This is a genomic window from Corynebacterium sp. MSK004 (assembly GCF_030232515.1).
Taxonomy (GTDB): domain Bacteria; phylum Actinomycetota; class Actinomycetes; order Mycobacteriales; family Mycobacteriaceae; genus Corynebacterium; species Corynebacterium hesseae.
This window is the reverse complement of sequence record NZ_JASPKB010000007.1, coordinates 114297-138463: the sequence shown is the minus strand read 5'-3', so window position 1 is coordinate 138463 and position 24167 is coordinate 114297. Positions and strand designations below refer to the sequence as shown.

At 63.6% G+C, this 24167-nt stretch carries 19 protein-coding genes and 1 tRNA gene; 14 read left to right on the top strand and 6 right to left on the bottom strand.

The annotated features are described in order from the left end of the window. Nucleotides 1-43 precede the first annotated feature (43 nt). The gene (locus QP999_RS09785; RefSeq protein ID WP_284848215.1) at nt 44-823 is read right to left on the bottom strand and encodes an HNH endonuclease family protein; all 780 of its coding nucleotides are present in this window, start codon (nt 821-823) and stop codon (nt 44-46) included. A gap of 37 nt (nt 824-860) precedes the next feature. Between QP999_RS09785 and QP999_RS09780 the strand changes: the two genes are divergently transcribed. The 6 genes from QP999_RS09780 (at nt 861) to acpS (ending at nt 13324) form a co-directional block, all read left to right on the top strand. Continuing rightward, complete coding sequence (locus QP999_RS09780; protein ID WP_154762460.1) at nt 861-1031, top strand: hypothetical protein; 171 nt, start codon at nt 861-863, stop codon at nt 1029-1031. A 5-nt stretch (nt 1032-1036) separates the two neighbouring features. Next, nucleotides 1037-9988, top strand: a complete 8952-nt coding sequence (locus tag QP999_RS09775; RefSeq protein WP_284848214.1) for a type I polyketide synthase — start codon at nt 1037-1039, stop codon at nt 9986-9988. A gap of 97 nt (nt 9989-10085) precedes the next feature. Further along, a complete protein-coding gene (locus tag QP999_RS09770) occupies nt 10086-11081 on the top strand; it encodes a substrate-binding domain-containing protein (RefSeq protein ID WP_284848213.1) in 996 nt (331 codons plus the stop codon). Then, the gene (locus QP999_RS09765; protein WP_284848212.1) at nt 11078-12136 is read left to right on the top strand and encodes an ABC transporter permease; all 1059 of its coding nucleotides are present in this window, start codon (nt 11078-11080) and stop codon (nt 12134-12136) included. The genes QP999_RS09770 and QP999_RS09765 overlap by 4 nt, the downstream gene beginning before the upstream one ends. 2 nt (nt 12137-12138) lie before the next feature. Continuing rightward, nucleotides 12139-12891, top strand: coding sequence for an ATP-binding cassette domain-containing protein (locus QP999_RS09760; protein WP_284848211.1), 753 nt, complete (start codon nt 12139-12141; stop codon nt 12889-12891). Nucleotides 12892-12901: 10 nt separating this feature from the next. Beyond that, nucleotides 12902-13324, top strand: a complete 423-nt coding sequence (gene acpS, locus QP999_RS09755; RefSeq protein ID WP_284848210.1) for a holo-ACP synthase AcpS — start codon at nt 12902-12904, stop codon at nt 13322-13324. Between the two features lie 35 nt (nt 13325-13359). Here the strand turns inward: acpS and QP999_RS09750 are convergent, their stop codons facing one another. Beyond that, nucleotides 13360-13998, bottom strand: coding sequence for a TetR family transcriptional regulator (locus QP999_RS09750; RefSeq protein WP_070522336.1), 639 nt, complete (start codon nt 13996-13998; stop codon nt 13360-13362). 3 nt (nt 13999-14001) lie between these two features. Further along, complete coding sequence (gene bcp, locus QP999_RS09745) at nt 14002-14472, bottom strand: thioredoxin-dependent thiol peroxidase (RefSeq protein WP_070522333.1); 471 nt, start codon at nt 14470-14472, stop codon at nt 14002-14004. A gap of 187 nt (nt 14473-14659) precedes the next feature. Here bcp and QP999_RS09740 point away from each other — a divergent pair, with 187 nt between their 5' ends. The 5 genes from QP999_RS09740 to QP999_RS09720 all read left to right on the top strand — a co-directional run bounded on the left by QP999_RS09740 (nt 14660) and on the right by QP999_RS09720 (nt 18740). Next, nucleotides 14660-14938: a DUF3618 domain-containing protein gene (locus tag QP999_RS09740; RefSeq protein ID WP_010191207.1), complete on the top strand. Its 279-nt coding sequence runs from the start codon at nt 14660-14662 to the stop codon at nt 14936-14938. A gap of 268 nt (nt 14939-15206) precedes the next feature. Further along, nucleotides 15207-16355 (top strand): ABC transporter substrate-binding protein, encoded by a 1149-nt coding sequence (locus tag QP999_RS09735; RefSeq protein WP_070525343.1) that lies wholly within the window; start codon nt 15207-15209, stop codon nt 16353-16355. 2 nt (nt 16356-16357) lie between these two features. After that, a complete protein-coding gene (locus QP999_RS09730) occupies nt 16358-17473 on the top strand; it encodes a FecCD family ABC transporter permease (protein ID WP_209167932.1) in 1116 nt (371 codons plus the stop codon). Continuing rightward, nucleotides 17464-18225, top strand: coding sequence for an ABC transporter ATP-binding protein (locus tag QP999_RS09725; protein WP_284848209.1), 762 nt, complete (start codon nt 17464-17466; stop codon nt 18223-18225). The genes QP999_RS09730 and QP999_RS09725 overlap by 10 nt, the downstream gene beginning before the upstream one ends. A gap of 11 nt (nt 18226-18236) precedes the next feature. Next, nucleotides 18237-18740, top strand: a complete 504-nt coding sequence (locus QP999_RS09720) for a 2'-5' RNA ligase (protein ID WP_070561406.1) — start codon at nt 18237-18239, stop codon at nt 18738-18740. Nucleotides 18741-18783: 43 nt separating this feature from the next. On the opposite strand, the gene QP999_RS09715 is transcribed toward QP999_RS09720, so the two are convergent. Further along, nucleotides 18784-18856, bottom strand: a tRNA-Lys gene (locus QP999_RS09715). 318 nt (nt 18857-19174) lie between these two features. On the opposite strand from QP999_RS09715, the gene QP999_RS09710 reads away from it, so the two are divergent. The 3 genes from QP999_RS09710 to sucD all read left to right on the top strand — a co-directional run bounded on the left by QP999_RS09710 (nt 19175) and on the right by sucD (nt 22669). Then, a complete protein-coding gene (locus tag QP999_RS09710; RefSeq protein WP_502870662.1) occupies nt 19175-20371 on the top strand; it encodes a L,D-transpeptidase in 1197 nt (398 codons plus the stop codon). 238 nt (nt 20372-20609) lie between these two features. Next, nucleotides 20610-21782: an ADP-forming succinate--CoA ligase subunit beta gene (gene sucC, locus QP999_RS09705; protein WP_284848234.1), complete on the top strand. Its 1173-nt coding sequence runs from the start codon at nt 20610-20612 to the stop codon at nt 21780-21782. An 8-nt stretch (nt 21783-21790) separates the two neighbouring features. Then, nucleotides 21791-22669, top strand: coding sequence for a succinate--CoA ligase subunit alpha (gene sucD, locus QP999_RS09700; protein ID WP_070522314.1), 879 nt, complete (start codon nt 21791-21793; stop codon nt 22667-22669). 61 nt (nt 22670-22730) lie between these two features. On the opposite strand, the gene QP999_RS09695 is transcribed toward sucD, so the two are convergent. Further along, a complete protein-coding gene (locus tag QP999_RS09695; RefSeq protein ID WP_070561398.1) occupies nt 22731-23276 on the bottom strand; it encodes a DNA-3-methyladenine glycosylase in 546 nt (181 codons plus the stop codon). Nucleotides 23277-23303: 27 nt separating this feature from the next. After that, complete coding sequence (locus QP999_RS09690; protein ID WP_070561396.1) at nt 23304-24164, bottom strand: siderophore-interacting protein; 861 nt, start codon at nt 24162-24164, stop codon at nt 23304-23306. Nucleotides 24165-24167: the final 3 nt, after the last annotated feature.

Here is a 24167-nt window from a genome sequence, read left to right as displayed (position 1 = left end):
GTAGCGGGAGGGGTATCAGGGCATCTAAAAGGGGTAAAGATACTCAGCAAGCATTCAGTAGCTGACGGAGTGCATCCTTCTCCGCTGCCGTGACCCAGATTTCATAGGCCGCCTTCACCTCTACGATGCGGCGCGCATATTCGCAGCGAAATCCTTTGTTGGGCGGCAACCACGTGGCGGCATCGCCAGCGCCTTTTTGCTGGTTGAGGGGACCATCAACGGCGAGGAGGTTGCGGGGATCATTAGCAAAGTCGCGGCGTTTTTCTGGTGACCATTGCTGGGCGCCTTTCTGCCAGGCGTCGGCAAGCGGCACAACGTGATCGATCTGTACCGCACGTGATGTCTGCGCCCCGCGCTGGAACTCAATGTCCTGGCCCGAATAGGGATCGTGCAAGGTGCCGGAAAGCGCCACGCAGTCGTGGGTGCCTTCCTTGAGAACGAGGCTCTCCGGATCCAAATCCCTGCGGAGGATGTCATTGCGGGTATCGCAGCCGTTGTGGCCGAACTCCACCGTGACGTCATCGGACCACGCCTGGCCAAACTCTTCACGCTCATAGCCGGTCATGGGCGCACGTCCCTTGACCTCCAGGGATTCTAAGGCGGCGAGCGCCTCGGCAATGTTTGGCGCAATGTCTGGTGTGTGCGTGGTTACGTCGGAGGGTTCTTCTGTTGGGCTCTCCTGCGCGGTGGGTGGTGTTGGTGCCGCGCTTGGCGACGCCACTGGAGGCGCGGCCGGGGCGGGAAGGAGCAGGCCGACCGCCACGAGCACAGCCACCACGGCGTTGAGTAGCGCGGCGATGAAGAACGGGGTACGAGAGGCCATGACGCATTGATCCTAGTGGGTAGAATCGGCACACGGTATGAGTATCGATATGTTCTTTGACGAGTACCTCGCTGAACGCGGTCTGACGCGCTCGGCCGAGGTTGTCCCAGACCACGCCTGCCAGGTCTTTTGTGATGCGCCTGAGCCGAAGACCCAGTCTTCCCTCGAAGAGGCGGTTCAACTCGTCGCCCACACCTTGGGGGAGTAGTGCAGGTGTCTGATTTTCACGTCTCTGCGCCTTTGTCGCCTTTGTCCGCGCGCTTGGGCTCCGAGCCCTTTGCGCTGTCTTTCTCCGGTCAGGGCTATGCCTGGCTGCCGACGTTGCGCAATGCCCTTGCTACCGGTGCGCGGCCACACATAGCGGAGTACCTCGGCGCGGCCGAGGAACTCCTTGCCCCGCTGGAGGAGGAGCTTCTGGCTGCTGCTCCGCACGGGTTTGCGCCTTTGGCCTGGGCAGACGAGGAGCCGGCGTGGGCGCACGCGCTTGCCGACGCCTCGCTTTCCACCCCCGGCATCCTCACCGCGCAGTTGGCTGTCCTCGAATCACTGCGTGCGCAGGGAATAGAACTCGAGGATGCCGTCATCAGCATTGGCCACTCCCAGGGCGTGCTTGCCGCGGCGGTCGTTGAGGGACGCATGAGCCCAGCCGAGGCTCTGGCGCTGGCACGCCTTATCGGTGCAGCTCTGGAGACAACCGCACGCAGTGCTGGGCTGGTCCGCACCGAGCAGGGCGCGCCCATGGCGGCGGTGACCGGCGCGACGAAGCAGCAACTGCTCGACACCGGCGCCCACATCGGACTCGATAACGGGCGGGGGCGCTTCGTCATCGTCGGAACACCGGCTGAGCTTTCCCGGGTGAAGGCCGCGCTGCAGGAGAGCTCGGCCCTTAAAGAAGAGCGGGAAGGGAAGCCCGCCGCAGTTACCGTTTCCGACCTTGACGTTTCAGCTGCTTTCCACCATCCCACCATGCAGTGTGCGGTGGAACAGGTGGAAATCTGGGCGGACCGGATCGGACTGGATCCTGAGCCCACCGCGCAGCTCGCGCGGGCGGTATTGACCGATTACGTGGATTGGCCCGAGCGCGTTGACACAGCGCTTCAGGCCGGGGCGCGTTGGATTCTGGAAATCGGGCCTGTCCGCGGGGTGGAGCCGCTGACTCGGGATATCGTCGCCGGGCACGGAGTGGGCACGCTGGCCGTCGCTGCACCGGAAGGGTTGGCCCAGCTGGTGGAGCCGGGCCGCGCACCGGCCCTGCCCCGCGCGTGGTCCAAGTGGGCACCGCGAGTGGCAGACGGGCGTCTGATGACTGCCTTTACGCAGGCCACCGGTTACTCGCCGATCATGCTCCCCGGGATGACCCCCACCACGGTGGATCCGGCCATCGTCGCCGCAGCCGCCAATGCCGGGCACTGGGCGGAGCTGGCCGGCGGGGGCCAGCACACCGACGCCATCTTGCAGGAGAGCCTGCGCGTACTGCGCAGACTGCTGCAGTCCGGGGTCAATGCCCAGTTCAACGCGCTGTACCTCGCGGCTTCCCAGTGGCGCCGCCAGGTTGAGGGGCCGAATTCGATTCTGCGAGCGCGTGCAGGAGGAGCACCCATCAATGGCGTGGTGATTTCCGCCGGCATTCCTCCTGTGGAGGAGGCCGTGGAGCTGGGGGAGAAGCTCCACGGGGCAAACATCCCTTGGGTCGCCTTCAAGCCAGGAACTTCGGCGCAGGTAGAGGAGGTGCTCCGTATCGCCGATGCTCTCCCCGAGACCACCGTCATCATGCAGCTGGAAGGTAGCGCGGCCGGTGGCCACCACTCCCTAGAGGGCCTCGATGATGTTCTGGCTGCCACCTACGCGCGGATCCGTGAGCGTGACAATGTCCTCCTCGCCGTTGGCGGGGGAATCGGCACCCCGGCGCGTGGCGCGGAGTACCTGCTGGGTACGTGGGCGCAACGCTTCGGTCTGCCCGCGGCGCCAGTCGACGCCATCATGGTGGGCACCGCTGCCATGGCGGCGAAGGAATCCACCGCATCCGAGTCGGTGAAGCAGGCGCTTGTGGCAGCGCGCAGCAGTGACGTTGTGTCGGGCCGCTCGGACCTGGGCGCGGACATCCATGAGCTGGATAACTCTTTCGCTCGCGCCGGGCGCCTTCTGGATGAGGTGGCCGGTGACGCCGCGGCCGTGGAGACCCGCCGCGCGGAAATCATTCAAGCCATCGGGCGCACGTGCAAGCCCTACTTCGGCGAACTCGATGAGATGTCCTATTCCGAGTGGCTGCAGCGCTACCTTGAGCTGTCCTACCTGGACGGCTGGGTTGATGAATCCTGGTTGAGTCGGTTTACCCGCATGGTGGCTCGCGCCGAAGCCCGCCTTCACCTGACCGATCACGGCGAGATCGAGCTGCGCGTTGAGGTTGACCGCGAGAACCCGGCTGAGGCAGTTGCCCAGCTAACCGAACTCTACGGTGACGCGGCGCTGCACCCGACCGACGCCGCGTGGTTCATTCAGCTCGTGGATGGCCCTGGCAAACCCGCGAACTTTGTGCCGGTCATTGACTCCGAAGTACGCCGCCGCTGGCGCCGCGATACCTTGTGGCAGGCCCACGATGAGTATTATTCCGCCGATGAAGTCTGCATCATCCCCGGCACGGCAGCAGTTGAGGGAATCGCGCAGGCCAACGAGCCGGTGGCGCAGATTCTCGGCCGCTTCGAGCAGGCGGTGCTTGCGCTTCTCGACTCCTCCGACGCAGAGCTCGACGAGGGCCTTGCGGGCGAGCTCAACATGAGCGACGAAGAGCTCATCCGACGCGCCCCGAGCCTGAATTGGGCCGGGCGCGAGCAGCCCAACCCCCTGCGCCTTGGGCTTGATGGCGCCGAGCTGGAAGCTGCGGGCGAGGAGGCCATGTGGTTGACCGTTCCTTTCCACTCCGATGCGTCGATGCGTGTTCGCATCACCCCGCCGAGCATTCCGGGTGCCTCACCACTCGTTAAGGTCGAGGATGCCGAGACCGCCATGCGGGAGCTGCTGCGCCAGGCCGTCGGCGGTGACCTACCAAACGCAGGCTCTGGTACTGCGGCGACGGTCAGCGCTCGCCTCAGCGCCACCGACATCGCCCACTACAGCGCGGTGACGAGCGGGGAGACGAGCGCTACTGTCTCGCCCGATGTCCTCGTCGGCCCCGCCTGGCCGGCCACCTTCGCCGTGCTGGCCGGTGCCCATACGGCGTCAGGGGAGCCGGTAGTGGAGGGCTTTCTCGACCTGGTACACCTCGAGCACGCGCTGAGCCTCAAGCCAGAGACCTGGGAGCTGCTTCGCGCCAGCGCCGCGCCGGGCTCCGAGCCTTTGGGCCTGCGCTACACCGCTGAGTTGGAGGAGGTACGCGATACGCCGTTGGGGCGCGTAGTCGACGTTTCTGTCGGCGTGACTGCAGCCGTGCGCGGAGAAGAACATGAATTCGCGCAGATGCACGAGCGCTTCCTTATCACCGGGCGCCGCGGTGACGCCGCGCTCGAGACCGTGGGCGCCGCAACTTATGGTGCACAAGAAAGCGGGGCGGAGACAGTAGAGTCATCGGTCCGTGAGACACCGCGCTCCTTCCGTCACCGCACCAGCGTGGTGGCACCGGAGTCCTTGCTGCCCTTCGCCGTGGTCACGGGGGATAGGAACCCCATCCACTTGTCATCGAACGCGGCGGCATTGGCGGGACATCGTGAAGGCCCCATCGTCCACGGCATGTGGACCTCGGCGCTCGCGCAGGCGGCCGCGGGCTTCGACGGCGCCCGCGTCCTCGACTGGTCCGCTACCTGGCTTGCACCAGTGCTGCCGGGCAGTGAGGTGGAGTTTGTGGTGGAACGGGTGGGCGTCGACAAGCGCGGCGGCTACGGCGAGGTCCGCAGCGTGACTGCCACCAGTCAGGGCGTGCCGGTGCTGCAGGCCCAGGCAACGATGAGCAGCCCCACCACCTTCTATGCATTCCCCGGCCAAGGAATCCAATCCCCGGGGATGGGGATGAAAGACTATGCAGAATCCGCAGCGGCACGCGCGGTGTGGGAGCGCGCGGATAAGTACACGCGGCAGAGCTTGAGTTTCTCCATCTTGGAAATCGTCCGTCACAACCCGGACACGGTGGTCGTGGATGGTGAGACCTTCACGCACCCGGACGGTGTGCTTTACCTGACGCAATTTACGCAGGTGGCCATGGCGACGCTCGGCTGCGCGCAGATTGCGGCGCTGAAGGAATCCGGAGTCTTCGACAGCGGTGCCTTCTTCGCTGGACACTCGGTCGGTGAATACAACGCCTTGGCCGCTTATGCCGAGGTCCTGTCGCTGGAGGCGGTCCTGGACATTGTTTATGTTCGCGGGCTGACCATGCACCGTCTGGTCGAGCGCGATTCCGCTGGGCAGTCTCTCTACGGTTTGGCGGCGCTGCGCCCGAACAAGATGGGGATGAGCGCGACCGAAGCCTTTGACCATGTCGCTCGTGTGGCCGCGGAGACGGGCGAGTTCCTCGAGGTGGTCAACCACAATATTGCTGGGCGCCAATATGCAGTGGCCGGCACGAAGGCGGGCCTGGATGCACTGGCCCGCGACGCCGAGCGTCGCGCCCTTGGGCAACGCGCCGTTATCCCCATCCCGGGGATTGACGTGCCTTTCCACTCCTCCCGCCTCGTGGGCGGTGTGGCGGATTTCCGCGCGCACCTCGATGCACTCATCCCTGCAGAAATCAACCTCGACGTGCTGGTGGGGCGCTATATTCCAAACCTCGTGGCGCGGCCCTTTGCGCTGAGCCGTGAGTTCGTGGAGTCCATCGCAGAAGTGGTGGACTCGGAGCCTATCGAGGAGATCCTGGCGGATTTCGATGGTGCCGTGACGAGCCCGGCGCGCTTGGGCCGCACCCTGCTCATCGAGCTTTTGGCCTGGCAGTTTGCCTCCCCGGTGCGCTGGATTGAGACCCAGGACCTGCTCCTTGGTGGGCTCGGCGTGGAGCGTTTCATCGAGGTTGGCGTTGGCACCGCGCCCACGCTGACCAACATGCTGGGCCAAACCCTGCGGCTGCCCCAGTATGCGGGCAGCACAGGCATCGAGGTGCTCAACTATGAGCGCGACCGTGGGCGGGTCTTTGCCGAAGACGCCGAGACGGCACCCGAGTCAGCAGCGCAGGATTCTGCGGACGCCGTCGAAGCGCAGAAGGGTGAGCCTGAGTCGAGGCAGCCATCCGAGAGCGCACACCAGCAAGAAACGGTGCACGCCCCGCGCGAGGAGGCCCCAGCCGCCGTCGAGGATCGCCCGCTCAGCGTGCACCAGGCTCTTGAGATGCTTATTGCGTTGTGGACGAAGGTCCGCCCCGATCAGATGGCGGCGACTGATTCCATCGAAACCCTCGTGGAAGGCGTATCCTCCCGCCGCAACCAGTTGCTTGTTGACCTCGGCGTGGAGTTCGGCATCAGCGCCATCGAGAATGCCGCGGACGAACCTATTCCCCAGCTGGCGGAGAGCGTGGCGCAGCGCGCGCCGGGCTATGCAACGTTTGGGGAGGTCCTCGCGGAGCACGTCGCGCAGGCGCTCACCCGGCTGACCGGGCCCGCGGGCAAGAAGCCGAGCTACGTGGCCGAGCGCGTGAGCACTACCTGGGGATTGGGCCCGGGCTGGGCCGATCGCGCTATTGCACAGCTGGTCCTGGGCACGCGCGAGGGCTCGTCACTGCGCGGCGGGGAGCTGGCCAGCTTGCCCATGACCGGTGCGGCATCGGTTGCTGAGCTCGATGCGCTGATCGACGCCTCCGTGCGCGCCGCCGGCGAGCGCGAAGGAGTCTCGCTGCAGAAGGCCGTTGCTCTAACGCCACACGAGACCGTGGACCCGGAGGCGGTGCGCACTTATACCGAGCGCCTTGAAGCGGCGCTGGAGGACTCCGCCCGCGCCGCACTCGCCGCCTTGGGGCGCGAGGAGACCGCGACTGAGCAGGGGGACAGCGCTTCGCACACGGAGCTGGAGCAGCTCGTTGCAGCGGAGCTCGGCCCGGACTGGCAGCGCCAGGTCGCCCCCGCTTTCGATGCGCGCAAGGCAGTGCTTCTCGACGACCTCTGGGCCACCGCCCGCGAGGACATCGCCCGCGCGGCCGCCGCCGGGGAAGCAGAGCCCGAGCTGGACGTGCTGGGCGCCGGCGAGGAGGTGGCGCTCCTGGCTGAGCACTTCGGCTATGAGGACCTAGCCCGCGATGCCCGCACCCCGGCGAATGGATTGCTCTTCGCCGGGCAGGTGGCCGTGGTGACGGGTGGCTCGCCGGGTTCGATTGCCGCAGAGCTCATCGGTGAGCTGCTCGCGGAAGGCGCGACCGTGATTGCGACGACTTCCCAACTAAGCCACGAGCGCCTCGAGTTCTATAAGGAGCTCTATCGCAGCCGTGCCGTCGGCGCGGCAGCACTATGGGTTGTTCCGGCGAACCTTAATTCCTTCGCGGACGTGGACGCGCTTGCGGAATGGATTGCGGCGGAGCGCACCGCCACCGTCGGTGGAAAGTCTGTGCAGCTCAAGCCTGCTTACGTGCCGGATCTGCTCTTCCCCTTCGCCGCGCCGCGTGTCGCCGGCACTCTTGCGGATGCCGGGGCAGGGGCGGAGTCCCAGATGCGTCTGCTGCTGTGGTCGGTGGAGAAGCTCATCGCGTCGCTGTCCGCCGTGGGTGCGGATACACATGTTGGCCACCGGCTACACGTGGTGCTTCCGGGCTCACCCAACCGCGGGCGCTTTGGCGGCGATGGCGCCTACGGCGAGGCCAAGGCGGCCCTCGACGCCCTGGTTAACCGCTGGTCTTCCGAGCAATCCAGTTGGGGTGCGCGCACCTCGTTGGTGCACGCCCAGATCGGGTGGGTGCGCGGCACCGGCCTGATGGGCGGCAACGATCCGCTGGTTACACAGGTGGAGGCCCGCGGCGTGCGAACCTTCTCGGCGAAGGAAATGGCGGTGCAGCTTATCGACGCCACCGCCTCCCCTCGCATCCGCGCCGAAGCAGCACAGGCGCCGCTGAGCGTGGACCTCACCGGCGGGCTGGCCGAGGCTGAGCTGGACCTTGCTGCACTTGCCAGCGCGGCGCAGTCCGAGAACAGCGACGCATCGCGCGTAGCCGGTAGTTTGTGCGAAGGGAAGGCGCCGCGAACGGTAAAAGCCCTGCCGAACGTGCTCAGGCCTGCCGAGTGCACCAGCCCAGACTTCAATGGCGTGACGCAGTCCCTCGAGGACATGGTGGTCATCGTCGGGGCCGGCGAGCTCGGCCCGCTGGGTTCATCGCGTACTCGCTTTGAGGCGGAGGTCGGCGGGGACCTGTCTGCTGCTGGAGTGCTGGAGCTGGCGTGGAGCCGCGGGCTCATCAGCTGGGATGAGCGCACAGCCGGATGGCTGACGGCCGAAGGAGAGGAGGTAGCCGAGGAAGACGTCTACGCGCGCTTCCACGACGAGGTTCTCGCCGGGATTGGTGTGCGCCGCTTCCACGATGACTTCGGCCCGCACCTGCCCATGGTGGATAACCTCGCGCCCGAGCTGACCACCATCTACTTGGAGAAGCCGCTGAGCTTCACCGTGCAGGACGAAGAGACAGCACGCAGCTTCGTCGACAGCTGCGAAGGCGCTACGCTGCGCCGCGTCACTGATGCGACCGGTGAGGATGAATGGCAGGTCGCCCGACCCGCGGGCTCCGCGGTGCGGGTTCCGCGGCGCGTGGCCATGACCCGCTTTGTGGGTGGCCAGATTCCGGAGGGCTTCGACCCGCAGGTCTACGGCATCCCCGCGGACATGGTGGATAACCTCGACCGCCTCGCCCTGTGGAACCTGGTGTGCACCGTGGATGCCTTCCTCTCCGCAGGCTTTAGCCCAGCCGAGCTCTTGGCCCACGTCCACCCGGCGCGCGTGAGCTCCACCCAGGGAACCGGCATGGCAGGCCAGGAGGCGCTGCGCTCGCTGTACGTCGATAAGCTCTTGGCCCAGCCGCGGCCCAATGACGTCCTCCAGGAAGCGCTGCCCAACGTCATTGCTGCGCACGTGATGCAGTCCTATGTCGGCGGCTATGGCCAGATGGTGCACCCCGTGGCCGCCTGTGCCACGGCGGCGGTGTCGGTGGAGGAGGGCGTCGACAAGCTGCGCCTGCACAAAGCCGACTTCGTCGTGGCCGGCGGCATCGATGCCCTGTCGATTGAGGGAATCACCGGGTTCGGTGACATGGCGGCCACGGCCGATAGCGCGGAGATGGCGGCGAAGGGGATTGAGCATCGCTTCTTCTCCCGCGCTAACGACCGCCGCCGCGGCGGCTTCGTGGAATCCGAAGGCGGCGGAACCATCCTGCTCGCCCGTGGATCCTTCGCGGCCGAGATGGGGTTGCCGGTGCTTGGCGTGGTGGGCTTTGCCGAGTCCTTCGCCGACGGCGCGCACACCTCCATCCCCGCGCCGGGCATGGGCGCGCTCTCGGCGGCGCGGGGTGGGCAGGACTCCCGCCTGGCCCGCTCGCTGAAGGCCCTCGGCGTGGGCGCGGACGATATTGCGGTGGTGTCGAAGCACGATACCTCCACCAACGCCAACGACCCCAACGAATCGGACCTGCACGAGCGCATCGCAGCAGCCCTCGGCCGCAGCCCCGGCAACCCGCTGTATGTGGTTTCGCAGAAGAGCCTGACCGGGCACGCCAAGGGCGGTGCCGCCGCCTTCCAACTCGTCGGCCTGACTCAGGCGTTGCGTAGTGGAGTCCTCCCGCCGAACCGTTCGCTTGATTGCGTCGACCCCGTGCTGCGCCGCCACCCGCACCTGGTGTGGCTGTGCCAACCGTTGGACCTGCGCCGCACCCCGCCGAAAGCCGGCTTGGTGACCTCCCTGGGCTTCGGACATGTCTCCGCCCTCATCGCGCTCGTGCACCCCGGTGCGTTTCATGCCGCGCTGGTGCGCGAGCGGGGTGAGGCCGAGGCCGAAGCATGGCGCTCAGCCGCCGCCGAGCGGGAGCGGTGTGGCTTGCGGTGCCTGGAAAAGGCCATGCGCGGCGGGCCCGCCTTGTATGAGCGGCCGGTGAACCGCAACCTGGGGGCGGGCACAGCCGCCGAGGTAGCTGAACGCGAGGCCGCAGTGCTGCTAAGCGAGTCCGCGCGCCTGCGCGGAGGCACCTTGGATCCGGAGGGAGGAAGCACGGCTCAACGGGGGTAGCAAACCGTGGAGTATCCCCAGCTTGTACCCTCTGGAACGATAAAGAAGCAGGTCAGACGGGTTGGAGAAGTCCTGATATCTGGGGCACCATGCAAGGGTGAAAAATGCTAAGAAACCACTGCTAGGTATCATCTCGGTCGCTGCCGTCGCCGTGCTTACAGCATGTTCGGCCACCGGTGGCGCGCCCCGCCCCGACGCTGACGGCGAGCTAGCCGGTGGCGTCGACACCGAGCGCCTTGTCGTCGCCATGATCTCCCACGGCGCGCCGGGGGATACCTACTGGGACCTCGTGCGCAAGGGCGCGGAGGACGCCGCCCGCAAGGACAATATCGAGCTGCGCTATTCCTCCGACCCGGAAGCACCCAACCAGGCAAACCTGGTGCAGTCCGCCATCGACTCCGGCGTGGATGGCATCGCCGTGACCATGCCCAACTCTGGTGCGATTGGGCCTGTGGCCAAGAAGGCTTCCGATGCCGGCATCCCCACCGTGGGGCTTAACGCCGGCATGGATGATTACCAGAAGTACGGCATGAGCGCCTTCTTCGGCCAAGAGGAAAAAGTGGCCGGCACCAAGGCCGGCGAGCGCCTCAAGGATGAGGGCGCCAAGCACGTCTTGTGCGTTATCCACGAGCAAGGCAACTCCTCGCAGGAGTCGCGCTGCGCCGGCGTGAAGAAAGGGCTGGACAACGGCAAGGTTGAGCTCCTGTACGTCAACGGCAAGGATCTGACCGCCGCGCAGTCCACCATTAACGCGAAGCTGAGCCAGGATCCTTCCATCGACTGGGTCATGGCGCTGCAGGCCTCCGTGGCTATGCGCTCCGCCGACGCGGTTGCCGATGCCTCCTCCAAGGCCAAGGTCTCCACTTTCGACACCAACGCCGAGCTTGTCGGCGCCATCGCGGATCAGCGTATCCAGTGGGCCGTCGACCAGCAGCCCTATATGCAGGGCTACCTCGCCGTCGATTCGCTGTGGCTGGCACACCGCAACGGCTCCACCATGGGCGGCGGCCGCCCGGTCTATACCGGCCCCTCCTTCGTGGATTCCACCAACGTGGACATCATCTCCGAATCCGCTAAGGAAGGTCTGCGATGAGCGAAACCACGACTGCATCAGACGAGGTGCAATCACACCCCGCCGATACCCGCCTGACCCGCCGCAGCGGTTTCGCGCGCCTCATCCGCCGCCCGGAGCTGGCCAGCCTGCTCGGCGCGGTGGTCATCTTCGTCCTCTTCATGATCGTGGCGCCCGCCTTCCGCTCGGTGGAGGCCTTCTCTACGGTGCTTTATGCCAGCTCCACGCTGGGCATCGTGGCGTTGGCGGTGGGCCTGCTCATGATTGGTAATGAGTTTGATCTGTCCTCCGGTGTGGCGGTGACGTCCGCGGCGCTCGTGGCCACCATGCTCAACTACAACTTCCACCTCAACTCGTGGGTGGGTGTGGGCCTATCCCTGCTGACCGCCCTGGCCATCGGCGCGCTCAACGGCTTCCTTGTGGTGCGCACCAAGATCGACTCCTTCCTTATTACGCTGGCGGCTTTCCTCATGCTGCAGGGCCTCAACCTGGCGATTACCAAGCTGGTGACCGGCCAGGTAGCTACTCCGACTATCTCGGACATGGAAGGTTTTGGTTCTGCTCGCGTCATTTTTGCCGGCACCATCCACATCGGCAGCCTGAGCATCCGCGCCACCGTCATTTGGTGGATCCTCTTCGTCGCCATCGCCTCGTGGGTACTGTACAAGACTCGCTGGGGTAACTGGATCTTCGCCGTTGGTGGCGACGATGAAGCCGCCCGCGCCGTCGGCGTCCCCGTGCGCCGGGTCAAGGTGGCGCTGTTCATGCTCGTCGGCTTCGCGGCGTGGTTCGTGGGCATGCACACCCTCTTTGCCTTCGACTCCATCCAGGCCGGCCAGGGCATCGGTAACGAGTTCCTCTACATCATCGCCGCGGTCATTGGCGGCTGTTCCATGACCGGCGGGCGCGGCACCGCGGTGGGCACAGCCATCGGCGCGCTCATCTTCGGCATGACCAACCAGGGCATCGTGTACGCCGGCTGGAACCCCGACTGGTTCAAGTTCTTCCTCGGCGCCATGCTGCTCTTCGCCGTGCTCACGAACACCTCGGTGGCCAACTTCACGAGGAAGCGATAACCATGATTGAGCTGCACGATATTTCCCAAACCTTCGGCAACTTCCACGCCCTGCGCGGTATCAACCTCAGCGTCAAGGAAGGCGCAGTGACCTGCGTGCTGGGTGATAACGGCGCGGGCAAGTCCACGCTGATCAAGATTCTGGCCGGACTTAACCAGCCCACCGGTGGCACCATCACCGTCGATGGGGAAGAGGTGAGCTTCGCCAGCCCCCGCGATTCTCTCGACGCCGGTATCGCCACCGTGTACCAGGATTTGGCGCTGGTTCCCTCGCTGTCGGTGTGGCGCAATTTCTTCTTGGGCCAGGAACTCACCGGGGCGCTGGGGAGCTTGCGTGAGGAAGAGATGAAGCGCATTACGCACGAGCAGCTGTCCGAGATGGGCATTGAGCTTGGCGACGTCTCCGTGGAACTCTCCGCGCTCTCCGGCGGTCAGCGCCAGGTGGTGGCGATTGCCCGCGCCATCTACTTCGGCGCGCGCTACATCATCCTGGACGAGCCCACCGCAGCACTCGGCGTGAAGCAGTCGGGCATGGTGCTGCGCTTTATCGACGCCGCCCGCGAACGCGGCATGGGCGTGGTCTTCATTACGCACAACCCGCAGCATGCCTACCTCGTGGGCGATCACTTCATCGTGCTCACGGTGGGGCAGATGTCGCTGGACGCTTCTAAGAAGGAGGTCACGTTGCCGGAGCTGACCCAGTGGATGGCGGGCGGCGACGAGCTGGAGGAGCTCAAACAGGAGCTGGCACGCTAAGCTTGCCCGCATGACAAAAAGTGGCGTGAGCGTGGGCACCGACCTGGTGCACATCCCGTCCTTTGCCCAGCAGCTGGAGCTTCCCGGCACGCGCTTCGCGCAGGTTTTCAGCGCTTCCGAACTGCGCGTGACGCAGGCCCGGGGGCTGAGCGGTGCTGCCCGCGCGCAGCACCTGGCGGGGCGCTGGGCGGCGAAGGAGGCCTTCATCAAGGCGTGGTCGCAAGCGCTCTACGCGCACCCGCCGGTCATCGCAGAGGAAGCCGTGGACTGGGCGGAGATTGAGGTCCGCCCGGATGCGTGGGGGCGAGTAGCACTCGAGTTGCGTGGTGAGATTGCCCGCCTCACGCGGGAGTCCTTGGGGGAGTTTTCCACGGCGCTGTCGATTAGCCACGATGGTGATTACGCCACCGCCATTGTGTACCTTTCGCGCTAAACACGCCTGGGTGCACCTGGCTTCGCTGGGTGTGGCTAGGCGCTCGTGGCAATGGCGAAGAGGTAGGCGATGAGCATGCGCTTAATCTCTTCCACCACGCCATCAAAGCTTTCCTCGGAGCGCATGGTGCTGTAGTTGAGCAGGGAGACCACGGTGTGGACGAGGAAGGCGGCGATCTCCACGCGGGCGTCGGCGTCCATGCCCTGGGCAAGAGGCTCGATGATTTCCGCGATGGGCTTGAGCAGGCTGAGCTCCGTGTCGGCGGCCGTGGCGCGGGTCGCGGGTGTGGACTGCACGGCATGCCACACCGCTCGGCGCGAGGGGTCGTTGCGCCAAACACGAGCCATGCGGTCGATGAATTCTTCGAGGAAGTCCGGCCATTGCAGGGCTGGAACGCGCTGGGAAAAGCGCTCAACCTCAGCCAACATCTCCGCGGTGTCTTGGCGGTCGAGCTCGCAGATCAGCACGTACTTGTTGGCGAAGTACTGGTAGAGCGTGCCAATCGGCACTTCCGCGCGGCGCGAGACTTCGTCGAAAGTAAAGGACTCGAAGCCATAGTCCACGAGCGTCTCCCGCGCGCAGGACAAGATCCGGTCATACTTGGCCCGGCTGCGCGCCTGCGCTGGGCGACGCCTTGGGACCAGAATCTCCGGTGACTTCGAGCTGGATTCCACGGTTTAGTTGAGCCCCTTAAGCACGCGGGCGACGTGGCCGGTGGCCTTGACGTTGTACATGGCTTGGCCGATCGTGCCGTCCTCTTCTACAAGGAAGGTAGAGCGGATAACGCCTTGGACGATCTTGCCGTAGTTCTTCTTCTCGCCGAAAGCGGCATAAGCCGTCATGACTTCCTTGTCGGGGTCAGACAGCAACGGGAAGTTGAGCTCATGGTCCTCGCGGAACTTTGCTAGTGCCTCGGGCTTGTCAGGGGAGATTCCCACCACGGCGATGTTCATGTCATTGAGCTGCTCCAGACTGTCGCGGAAGTCGCAGGCTTCCTTCGTGCAGCCAGGGGTGTTGGCGCGCGGGTAGAAGTAAACCACGACGCGCTGGCCAGCATAGTCACTCAGACTTACGGTGTTGCCGGCATCATCGCTCAAGGAAAAAGCGGGAGCCTTGTCTCCTACGGACAGTCGTTGTGCTTCAGTCATGCTGTCTACCTTACCGTGCCCTACGGGGAGGCTATCTGGCGTATCTACGCCACCGAGGGTGAAACAAACGTTGGCCAACTCTGCAGGGGAGCTGGCGGTCAATGTAGAATGTCGACGTTAGAACCACAACGGTTAGAAAGACACTAACCGCAGCAACACCGAACGAAGCCAAATTCAGGAGATTCACGTGGCACGCAACATTGATGATATCCAGCGCGACATCGAGCGCACCCGCCGTCAGCTGGCTAGCACCTTGGATGAGCTGGCTGATCGCAGCAAGCCGCAGAACTTCGTCGAGGACGCTAAGGGCGCGGCAACCCAGAAGCTGCAGGAGCGCAATGTGCAGATGGCGCTCGCCGGCGTTGGTGCAGCCGTCGTAGGCCTTATCGCTTTCTCCGTTTTCCGCTCCAAGCGCCGCAAGTCCGATATCAAGGAACTGCAGCGCCTGCTCGCTGAGCGTCGCTAGAGCCGGTTAGCGCCGTTGGGCGCGACTGCATACCTAGAGGCCCTGCCTTGGGAAATACCCCGGGGTGGGGCATTTTTGTGCTCCGTATGCGTTACTGGAAGCATTGCCTACCCTATGCAGGCTTTGGGTAGCCTTACCTGTCTGTGTAGTATGAACCTCCGAACAGACCATAAGACCAAAGTTTGAAGGAGAAATCGTGCTTCATGTATCGACGCCTGCAGGCCAGGCATCCCGTCCGCGCGCCGGGCGAGTAGTAGGGGCGTGCGCCATGGTGGCGGCGCTGGCCAGCGCGCTGGCGGGCTGTGCCTCCGACAATGCCGATGCCGGCAGCGAGCAGGCCACGGGAGCGCAGGGGACTGCCGCTGTGAGTTTCACAGACCTTGCCGGCCGCCAGGTGGAGCTGGACCACGCGCCGGAACGCGTCATCCTGGGAGAAGGCCGCAGCGTCTTTGCCACCGGCATCCTCAACAAGGAAGACCCGCTGGACAAGGTCGTGGCCATCGGATCGGACCTGAAGCAGAATGTGCCCGACTACTACCGCGAGTTGGAAAAGACCACGCCCAAAGTCAACGAGCTGCCGGAAATCGGCGGCTTCACCAAGGGCGATGTCACTGTGGAGGAGCTCATCAGCCTCGACCCGGACCTCATCGTGCTCTCCAAGGATCAGTACGAGGCCTCCCAGACCGCTGGGCTCACCGACAAGCTGGATCAGGCCGGCCTGACCTATGCCGTCACGGACTTCCGCGCCAAGCCCTTGGAGAACACCATTCCCACCATGGAAATCTTCGCCGATATCTTCGGCCACGAGGACCGCGCGGAGGAGTTCATCGCGGACTGGCAAAAGAACGTGGATCTGGTAACCGAGCGCGCCACGAAAGCGCAGGACAAGCCCTCCACCTTCGTGTGGCGCGCAGCGGGTGTCTCCGATTGCTGCGGCTCGTGGAATGACTCCAACATTTCTGAGCTGGTCAACGTCGCCGGTGGAAAGAACGTGGCAGACGGCATCATCGAGGGTGAGTCCGGCGCGCTGACCCCGGAGAAGGTCATCGACGCCAATCCCGACATGATCATCGCCACCGGCGGCGACTGGTCCGCCAAGGTCGATAACGCAAAGGGCCACACCGGCTTCGCTGCCGCCGGCTATGGCATCAGCGAAAAGGACGCCCATGACAGCGCCGCTTCGCTGGCCGGCGTTCAACCTGGTTTTGAGGACCTCTCCGCCGTCAAGGAGCACAACCTCCACGGCCTGTGGCACCAGTTCTACAACTCGCCCTTCAACTACCTGGCGCTCCTTCAGATCGCCGTGTGGCTCCACCCAGAGGACTACGCAGACGTCGACGTTCAGCAAGAATGGGCCGAAGCCCAAGAGAAATACTCGCCCGTCCCCGGCGACGGAACCTTCTTCAGTACCAACTAGTCATGAGCATTCTCACCTCAACCGCGCGCTCGGCAAGCCCTGAACGGACCACGCGCGCAGAAACCGCGGTGCTTCCCGTGGAGGCCCTCGCACGCGAGCACTCCCGCGTGACCCGCCGCCGCATCGCCATCGTCGCTGGGCTTATCGTCGTAGCGCTCGCCGCATTCGTTCTTAGCGTGATCGTTGGCGCCATCGACCTCACCCCGGGGCAGGTGCTGCGGGGGATGGTGGATCCGGGAGGCGTCGACAAGCAAACGCGTACAGTCCTGTGGAGCCTGCGCCTGCCTATGGCCGTCATGGCGCTGCTTATCGGCGCCAGCCTGTCACTGGCTGGCGCGCAGATGCAGACCATCCTGGATAATCCGCTGGCGGAGCCCTTTACCCTCGGCATCTCCGCGGCGGCTGCCTTCGGCGGAGCCAGCGCCATCGTGTTGCGTTGGCAGCTTCTGGCCCAACCGCAGTTCAACCTCGCACTCATCGCGTGGCTGTCGGCGGCGCTGGCCACGGCCATCATCGTCGTTGCCGCCGTTATTCGCGGTGCGAAGTCCGAGACGATGGTGCTGCTCGGCATCGGCCTCGTCTTCTTTTTCCAGGCCATGCTGGCGCTCATTCAATACCGCTCTTCCAGCGAGGCTCTCCAACAGATCGTTTTCTGGTCCATGGGTTCGCTCACCCGCGCTAGCTGGCAGGCCAACGCCGTGCTGGCCGGCGTGCTTGCGGTGGCGTTGCCCATCCTGGGAGCGCTGTCGTGGCGGCTAACGGCGCTGCGGCTTGGTGACGCCCGCGCCACCGCCCTCGGTATCAACACCTCCCGCCTACGCGTGATTGTTCTCGTCGTGGTCTCGCTCGTCGCGGCCACCACCGTGGCTTTCGCCGGCATCATCGGTTTTATCGGCCTGGTGGGCCCGCACATCGCGCGCATGTTGGTGGGTGAGGACCAGCGCTATTTCGTACCGGCCTCCATGGCCGCGGGCGCGGCGGTGATGTGCGCCGCCCACGCGCTCAGCCTCCTGATTAAGCCCGGGCTGGCCATCCCCATCGGCATCGTCACCTCTCTATTAGGCGTGCCATTCTTCATCGCCATCGTCATGACCCGGAGGAGGGCATTGTGGACGTAGAACTCACCATCTCCGATCTGACCGCCGGTTATGGTTCGCGCACGGTGGTAGACGGGCTGAGCCTTCCCACCCTGCGCGGCGGGCAGGTCGTGGGGCTGCTGGGGCCGAATGCGTCCGGCAAGACCACCACCATCAAGACGCTCGCTGGCGTGCATCGCGCGCGGGGCGGCACGGTGGACTTTCGCGTCGACGGCCAGAGCCCGCGCGGGCAGCGGCGCCGCCAGCTCATTGGCTATGTGCCGCAGGGCCTGCCGCACACCGCGGCGCTGCGCGCGTTTGAGGCGGTGCTGATTGCGGCGCGGCGCGAAGCGTGCGAGGACCCAATCACCCGCACCGCCGCGGTCCTGCACTCCATGGGGCTCGACGACATTGCGCAGCGCTACCTCAACGAGCTCTCCGGCGGCCAACGCCAGCTCGTCGCCGTGGCGCAGATGCTGGTGGGGACCCCTGGGCTCATGCTTCTCGACGAACCCACCTCCGCCCTCGACCTCAACCGGCAGCTCTTCGTCTTGGGCCGCGTGCGGGCAAAAGCTCGGGAGGAAGGAAGCCTCGCGTTGGTGGCGATTCATGACATCAACCTGGCGGCTCGGATGTGCGACCAGCTCGTCGTGCTCCACGGTGGCAAGGCCCGCGCCCATGGCGCGCCGGGGGAGGTGCTCACGGAGGAACTCTTGCGCGAGGTCTACGGCGTAGAGACGGATGTGCTGGACCACCGCGGGCAACCCGTCGTGGCGCTGCGGGAGGTTAGTTAGACTCGGGCCGTGTGAGCCGAAATTCGCCCGAGAACCTCCTGTTATACCTCACCCCGGAGGATGAAAACACCATCCGGGACGTCTATGCTGCCCTGGCTCAGCGTGGCTTTCCGGTGCAGCACCAGCGCCCGCACATTACGGTGACGTTCGCGCCGGCGCTCGAGACCGCAGTCGTCGACGAGGCCCGCAACCTGCTCCCGCCGCTTCTGCCCGCGGCCTTTCGCCGCGTGGGCACGGTGGTCTTTGGGACGAAGAGTAAACAGACCGTGGCGTGGCTTTTAGAAACCACGGATGAGCTGGAATCCGCCGCGCGCCGCCTCAGTGCCTCGAACCCGGAGGGGAGGGGCCCGCGGTGGACCCCGCACCTGACGATGGGGCTGCGGCTGCCGCGAGCGATGGTGCCGGAGTATATGCGGGCGCTCGATGAAATCTCGACCTTTGAGCACAAGGAATTCACGGCGGCGCAGGCCGCGTGGTGGCGCCCCAAAACGCAGCAGCTCGAGGTCTTGGGCTAGGATCGGAAAAGCCCCTCACCACGGGGGTGAGGGGCTTAAACTGTGCGCCATCAGGGACTTGAACCCCGAACCCACTGATTAAGAGTCAGTTGCTCTGCCAATTGAGCTAATGGCGCTTGGTGTCTCTGACCGGCTCTGATTTCCTCAGTGCCTGCCGTGCAACGAGATGTAACTTTAACACCCTCTTCGTAAAAAGGTAAAATCGCCAGGTAAATGGGTGTTTTCCGCGATTAATGCCATGGCTAAATGCTTCTCTCAAAGAGTCGCGGGTGTGGAAGTCTGACGGGTGGGTAACGAAACGGTTAAGAGCGGTGGCGCTAACTGGTTCGTAGGGTGCGTGTGCGGTTAGTCTATGTGCACTCTTATTATTGTCTGTGTCTTTCTATGAGCTAGGGGTTTGTGTGCATTCTCTATTCCCTTCCGCACGTCCCGCAATGCTTCTCTCGAGTATCGTTGCGACCGCTTCACTCTTAACCGCCTGCACCATTGGTGGTGCCGCGGATTCCGGTCCGGCCACTGCCCAATCGGAGGCTGACGTCAAAGCGAGCGCTTCGGCGGAAGCATCGGCGTCGGCAGCCGCCAAGGCGAAGCAGCTGAAGTTTTCCGTCAAGGATGGTGCGAGCGACGTAGATCCCTCCAAGCCGGTTGAGGTTACGTCCCCGGCCGGGCTTAAGTCGGTGACAATGACCAACGAAGCCGGCATCGAAGTGGACGATGAGCTGTCATCTGATTCGAAGACGTGGAAGAGCGCCGAAGTGCTGGGGTATAACCGCACCTACACCATCGACGCCACGGACAAGGACGGCACCCATAAAACCATCACCTTCACCACCCCGCAGGCAGCAGGCGTGTCCGAAGTGGCCTTGAGTCCGATACCGGATTCTGAGGTGGGGGTTGGCCAGGTCATCGGCGTGCGATTCGGAAACTACGTCACCGACCGCAAGGCGGCCGAAGAGGCAATCACAGTCAAGACCGAGCCTGCCGTTGAAGGTGCTTTCTACTGGGTCAACAACCAGGAAGTGCGGTGGCGCCCGGAAAACTACTGGGAACCCGGCACGAAAGTGACCGTCGATGTCGACCTGTACGGCCGCAACCTCGGCGGCGGCATCTACGGCGGCGAGGATGCTTCCACTAACTTCACCATTGGTGACCGCGTCATCGCGCTGATCGACAACAACACGAAGATGATGTCGGTGTTCAAAAACGGTGAAGTGCTGCGCCGTTTGCCTGTCTCGATGGGTAGGGATGGCCAGTGGGATACCCCGAACGGAACCTATGTCATCGGTGACGAGTACCCGTCCCTCGTTATGGACTCCACTACCTTCGGCCTGGCTCTCGACGCCGGCGGCTACAGGACTGACGTTCAGTGGGCAACCCAGATGTCCTACTCCGGAATCTATGTCCACGCAGCGCCTTGGGCTGTCGGTGCGATGGGTAGCTACAACCAGTCTCACGGCTGCATCAACGTGACTACTGAGGCTGCTCAGTGGTTCCAAAACACGGTCAAGCGCGGCGATATTGTGAGGGTCTCCAATACCGGCGGTGGCGTGCTGAGCGCGCTCGACGGCCTGGGGGACTGGAACATGGATTGGGCCACCTGGTCTGCGGGCAACGCTACCGCTAATCAGTAGCTCTCCTGGGGCGGCGGCGCTTATCGACGTCGCCGACCAGGGTGCCCCCGAAAGCTAAATCAGCTAATTCTTTGCCGGTGGTTCAAACGGCTGTAACGGGCAGCGTTGCGGCGCATGCGCACGGAGTGCAAAGTGTGTGAAGTGTGACGCTTTAACTTCTGTAAAGTGGTTTGCATCACGTCTTTGTTTTGGTGAATCTTGTGGAGAACTAGTTTTCACTGCAAAGATGGAGGCAGAAGTGGATCTCTACGAGTACCAAGCTCGAGACCTCTTTGAAGCTCATGGCGTTCCCACCCTCAAAGGCATCGTTGCGACCTCAGCTGTGCAGGCTGAAGAAGCAGCCGCGAAGTTGGGGACACCGGTGGTCGTGGTCAAAGCACAAATTAAAACTGGCGGACGCGGCAAGGCCGGGGGAGTCAAGCTCGCGCATAGCCCCGCGGAAGCTGCGGAAAAGGCCAACGAGATTTTGGGTCTGAAGATCAAAGGCCACACCGTGCGCAAGGTCATGGTGGCCGAAGGCGCGGACATTGCGGCGGAGTATTACTTCTCGATCCTCCTCGACCGCACCAAGCGGCGCTACCTAGCCATGCTCTCCAAGGAGGGCGGCGTAGAGATTGAAAAGCTCGCCGAAGAGCGCCCGGATGCCCTGATTAAGCGCAGCTTCTCCCCACTCGACGGTATGACGGACACGCTGGCGCGGGACATGGCGTATGAGGCCGGGTTTGATGAGGAGGACGTCGCCAAGCTCGTGCCCGTGTTCAAGAAGCTCTACACGGTCTATACCGAGGAAGATGCCACGCTGGTGGAAGTTAATCCTCTGGTCAAGACATCGAGCGGTGAGATCATTGCGCTCGATGGGAAAATTACGCTGGATGATAACGCGCAGTTCCGTCACTCAGAGCACCGCGACCTCCAAGACCATGGCGCGACCGATCCACTGGAGCTCAAGGCGCAAAAGATGGGGCTGAACTACGTGAAGCTCGATGGTTCCGTGGGGATTATCGGCAATGGTGCTGGCCTTGTGATGTCCACGCTCGACGTTGTGGCCTATGCCGGCGAGGATCTTTCTTCGCAACCGAAGCCCGCGAACTTCCTAGACATCGGTGGTGGCGCTAACGCTGAAGTGATGGCCAACGGGCTCGAAGTGATTCTTAGTGATCCGCAGGTGAAAGCGGTCTTTGTCAACGTCTTTGGCGGTATTACCGCCTGTGATGAAGTGGCCAAGGGCATCGTGCAGGCCTACAAGATCTTGGACTCGGAGGGGATTGAGCCCAAGCCTCTCGTGGTGCGCCTCGACGGCAACAACGCGGAACTTGGACGCACGATTCTTAACGACGCACACCTGCTCAAACTGGAGCAGGTAGAAACCATGGATGCTGCCGCCCGCAGGGCTGCGGAGCTGGCGAACTAGGAGTAGACATGTCGATTTTTCTCAACAAAGACTCGCGGATCATCGTGCAGGGCATGACGGGATCCGAAGGCATGAAGCACACGCGCCGCATGCTGGAATCCGGCTCCAACATTGTGGGTGGGGTCAACCCGCGCAAGGCAGGTGAGCGCGTCGATATTAACGGGCGCGAGATTCCCGTCTTCGGCAGCGTGCGTGAGGCCATGCAGGCGACAGAGGCCAACGTCACCGTGATTTTTGTGCCGGCAAAATTCACTAAGGACGCCGCGGAAGAAGCCATCCGTGCCGGTATTGAACTCGTGGTCATCATCACGGAGGGAATTCCGGTGAAGGACACCGCTGAGCTCTATGCGCTGGGGCGAGAGTCCAAAACACGCATCATTGGGCCGAACTGTCCGGGGCTCTACACACCGGGTGAATCCAATGCGGGCATTATTCCGGCAGAGACTGCGCCGAACCCAGGAAAGATTGGTTTGGTGTCGAAGTCGGGCACCTTGACGTATCAGATGATGTACGAGCTATCCGATATTGGCTTTAGTACGTGCGTAGGAATTGGCGGTGATCCGATTATCGGGACCACGCACATTTCAGCGATTGAGGCCTTCCAGAATGATCCCGATACCGAGGCGATCATCATGATCGGTGAAATCGGCGGTGATGCAGAGGAGCATGCCGCTGCCTATATCAAGGACCACGTCACAAAGCCGGTCATTGCGTATATCGCAGGCTTTACCGCGCCGGAGGGCAAGACGATGGGGCATGCTGGCGCCATCGTGTCTGGTGGTTCTGGTACGGCAGAAGGCAAGAAGGCGGCGCTGGAAGCGGCCGGTGTGAAGGTGGGCAAGACCCCCTCGCAGGCAGCGGAGCTGGTGCGGGCAGCCTTGGCTTAAAGATACGGTGCATGAGCCCACATGCGGTGTATGAGTCCTGAGACTCATACATCGGTAGGGGTTAGCGGGGGAGCCCGCGACGTCGAGACACTGTCTTGTCGAAGGGGATCCAAAACCGCAGGGCGGCGTCCTGGTTCTTTGAGATGCCGATGCGCGGCCCGCGGACCCACTCAGGTTCCTTATCGCGTTGTTTAAGGCGAATGGGCGTGCCGTTGTCCTCGAGGCGGAAACCTAAGGCCTTGCCTAAATTTCCCGGTCCGCGGGCGAGGTTATGAAATTCCGTGTCGCCCCGGCGTTGGTAGGCAAGGTCTACTCCGTCGATGACTTCCCCGCCGCGGAGCAAGCAACCCTGACCGGTTCCTTCGGGCGCGCAGACGATGTTGCCGTTCCGGTGGATGCCGTAGGACATGTAGACGTAGAGGCGGCCGGGTGGGCCGAACATGGCGGCGTTGCGCGGGGTGCGGCCGTTGAAGGTGTGAGAGGCCTCATCGTCTGCGCCGAGGTAAGCCTCGACCTCCGTGATGCGCACCGAAACGCCGTTGTGCGTGAGCACCGTGCCCAGAAGCTGGGGAGCAACGACGTCGGCGGTGTCGGTGAAATCGATCATTGCCGCAGTCTAACGTGAAAACAAACGTTAGGCCTTAGCTCGTTCTTCCTCGGCCTCAATCTCTGCGTTGAAATTACGCTTGGAGGATTGCCACTGGTCCTCAGTCATTCCGATACGCCAGTAGCCAGAGATAGAAACGTCTTCCTTGGGAATCCCTGATTCAACGAAAAGGAAGCGACGAAGCTCTTTGATCATTTCGGCGACTCCGTGGATGAACCATCCGGTTTTCTTCTCCTGGGGGATACCAGCCGCGCGGACCACACGGGATAGCTCAGTACCGTGGGTAGCGCCATTGCGGACTACCCAGGTGATTTCCACGCCATCGCGGGTGGGCAGTTCAAACGTGCGGTCTTCGGCTTCGATCTCGATATATGCAGTCGCAGTCGCGCCGTCGGGAAGCCGCTTCAAGCCAGCGCTGATGGCCGGTGCTGCAGACTCGTCGCCGGCGAACACAAAGTGCTCATAGTCTTCGGTTGGTCCCCACGCGCCACCAGGGCCGAGGAAACCGAGCTTCTCTCCAACCTCGGCTCTGCGTGCCCAGGGGCCAGCCAGGCCGGAATCACCGTGGGACACAAAATCGATGTCAAAATCCCCGGTTTCTGAGTTCACGTTGATCAGGGTGTAGGTGCGGAGAATCGGCTGCTTATCGCGCGGTTGCTCTGCGCGAATCTGCTGAATATCAAAAGGCCAAGAGTAATCGGCGCCCTCTGGCACGAACAACAGCTTGATGTAGTGATCTGTAAACTCCAGCTCTTTGCCTATGAATGCTGGAGAGTTCATGTGTAACCGAACCAGGTCTGGAGATACTTGGCGGCGGCCAGTTACGGTCGCTTCATGTGCCTTGCGGGGTTTGCGCTTCGGCGCTGCCTCTTTGCCCTGGTCAGCCATTGT

Excerpts from the sequence above, each read along its gene's own strand:
- QP999_RS09760 (WP_284848211.1), top strand. The coding sequence starts at position 12,139 with ATGATTGAGCTGCACGATATTTCCCAAACCTTCGGCAACTTCCACGCC.
- acpS (WP_284848210.1), top strand. The coding sequence starts at position 12,902 with ATGACAAAAAGTGGCGTGAGCGTGGGCACCGACCTGGTGCACATCCCG.
- QP999_RS09765 (WP_284848212.1), top strand. The coding sequence starts at position 11,078 with ATGAGCGAAACCACGACTGCATCAGACGAGGTGCAATCACACCCCGCC.
- QP999_RS09710 (WP_502870662.1), top strand. The coding sequence starts at position 19,175 with ATGCTTCTCTCGAGTATCGTTGCGACCGCTTCACTCTTAACCGCCTGC.
- bcp (WP_070522333.1), bottom strand. The coding sequence starts at position 14,472 with ATGACTGAAGCACAACGACTGTCCGTAGGAGACAAGGCTCCCGCTTTT.
- QP999_RS09735 (WP_070525343.1), top strand. The coding sequence starts at position 15,207 with ATGGTGGCGGCGCTGGCCAGCGCGCTGGCGGGCTGTGCCTCCGACAAT.
- sucD (WP_070522314.1), top strand. The coding sequence starts at position 21,791 with ATGTCGATTTTTCTCAACAAAGACTCGCGGATCATCGTGCAGGGCATG.
- QP999_RS09785 (WP_284848215.1), bottom strand. The coding sequence starts at position 823 with ATGGCCTCTCGTACCCCGTTCTTCATCGCCGCGCTACTCAACGCCGTG.
- QP999_RS09730 (WP_209167932.1), top strand. The coding sequence starts at position 16,358 with ATGAGCATTCTCACCTCAACCGCGCGCTCGGCAAGCCCTGAACGGACC.
- QP999_RS09690 (WP_070561396.1), bottom strand. The coding sequence starts at position 24,164 with ATGGCTGACCAGGGCAAAGAGGCAGCGCCGAAGCGCAAACCCCGCAAG.
- QP999_RS09695 (WP_070561398.1), bottom strand. The coding sequence starts at position 23,276 with ATGATCGATTTCACCGACACCGCCGACGTCGTTGCTCCCCAGCTTCTG.
- QP999_RS09780 (WP_154762460.1), top strand. The coding sequence starts at position 861 with ATGAGTATCGATATGTTCTTTGACGAGTACCTCGCTGAACGCGGTCTG.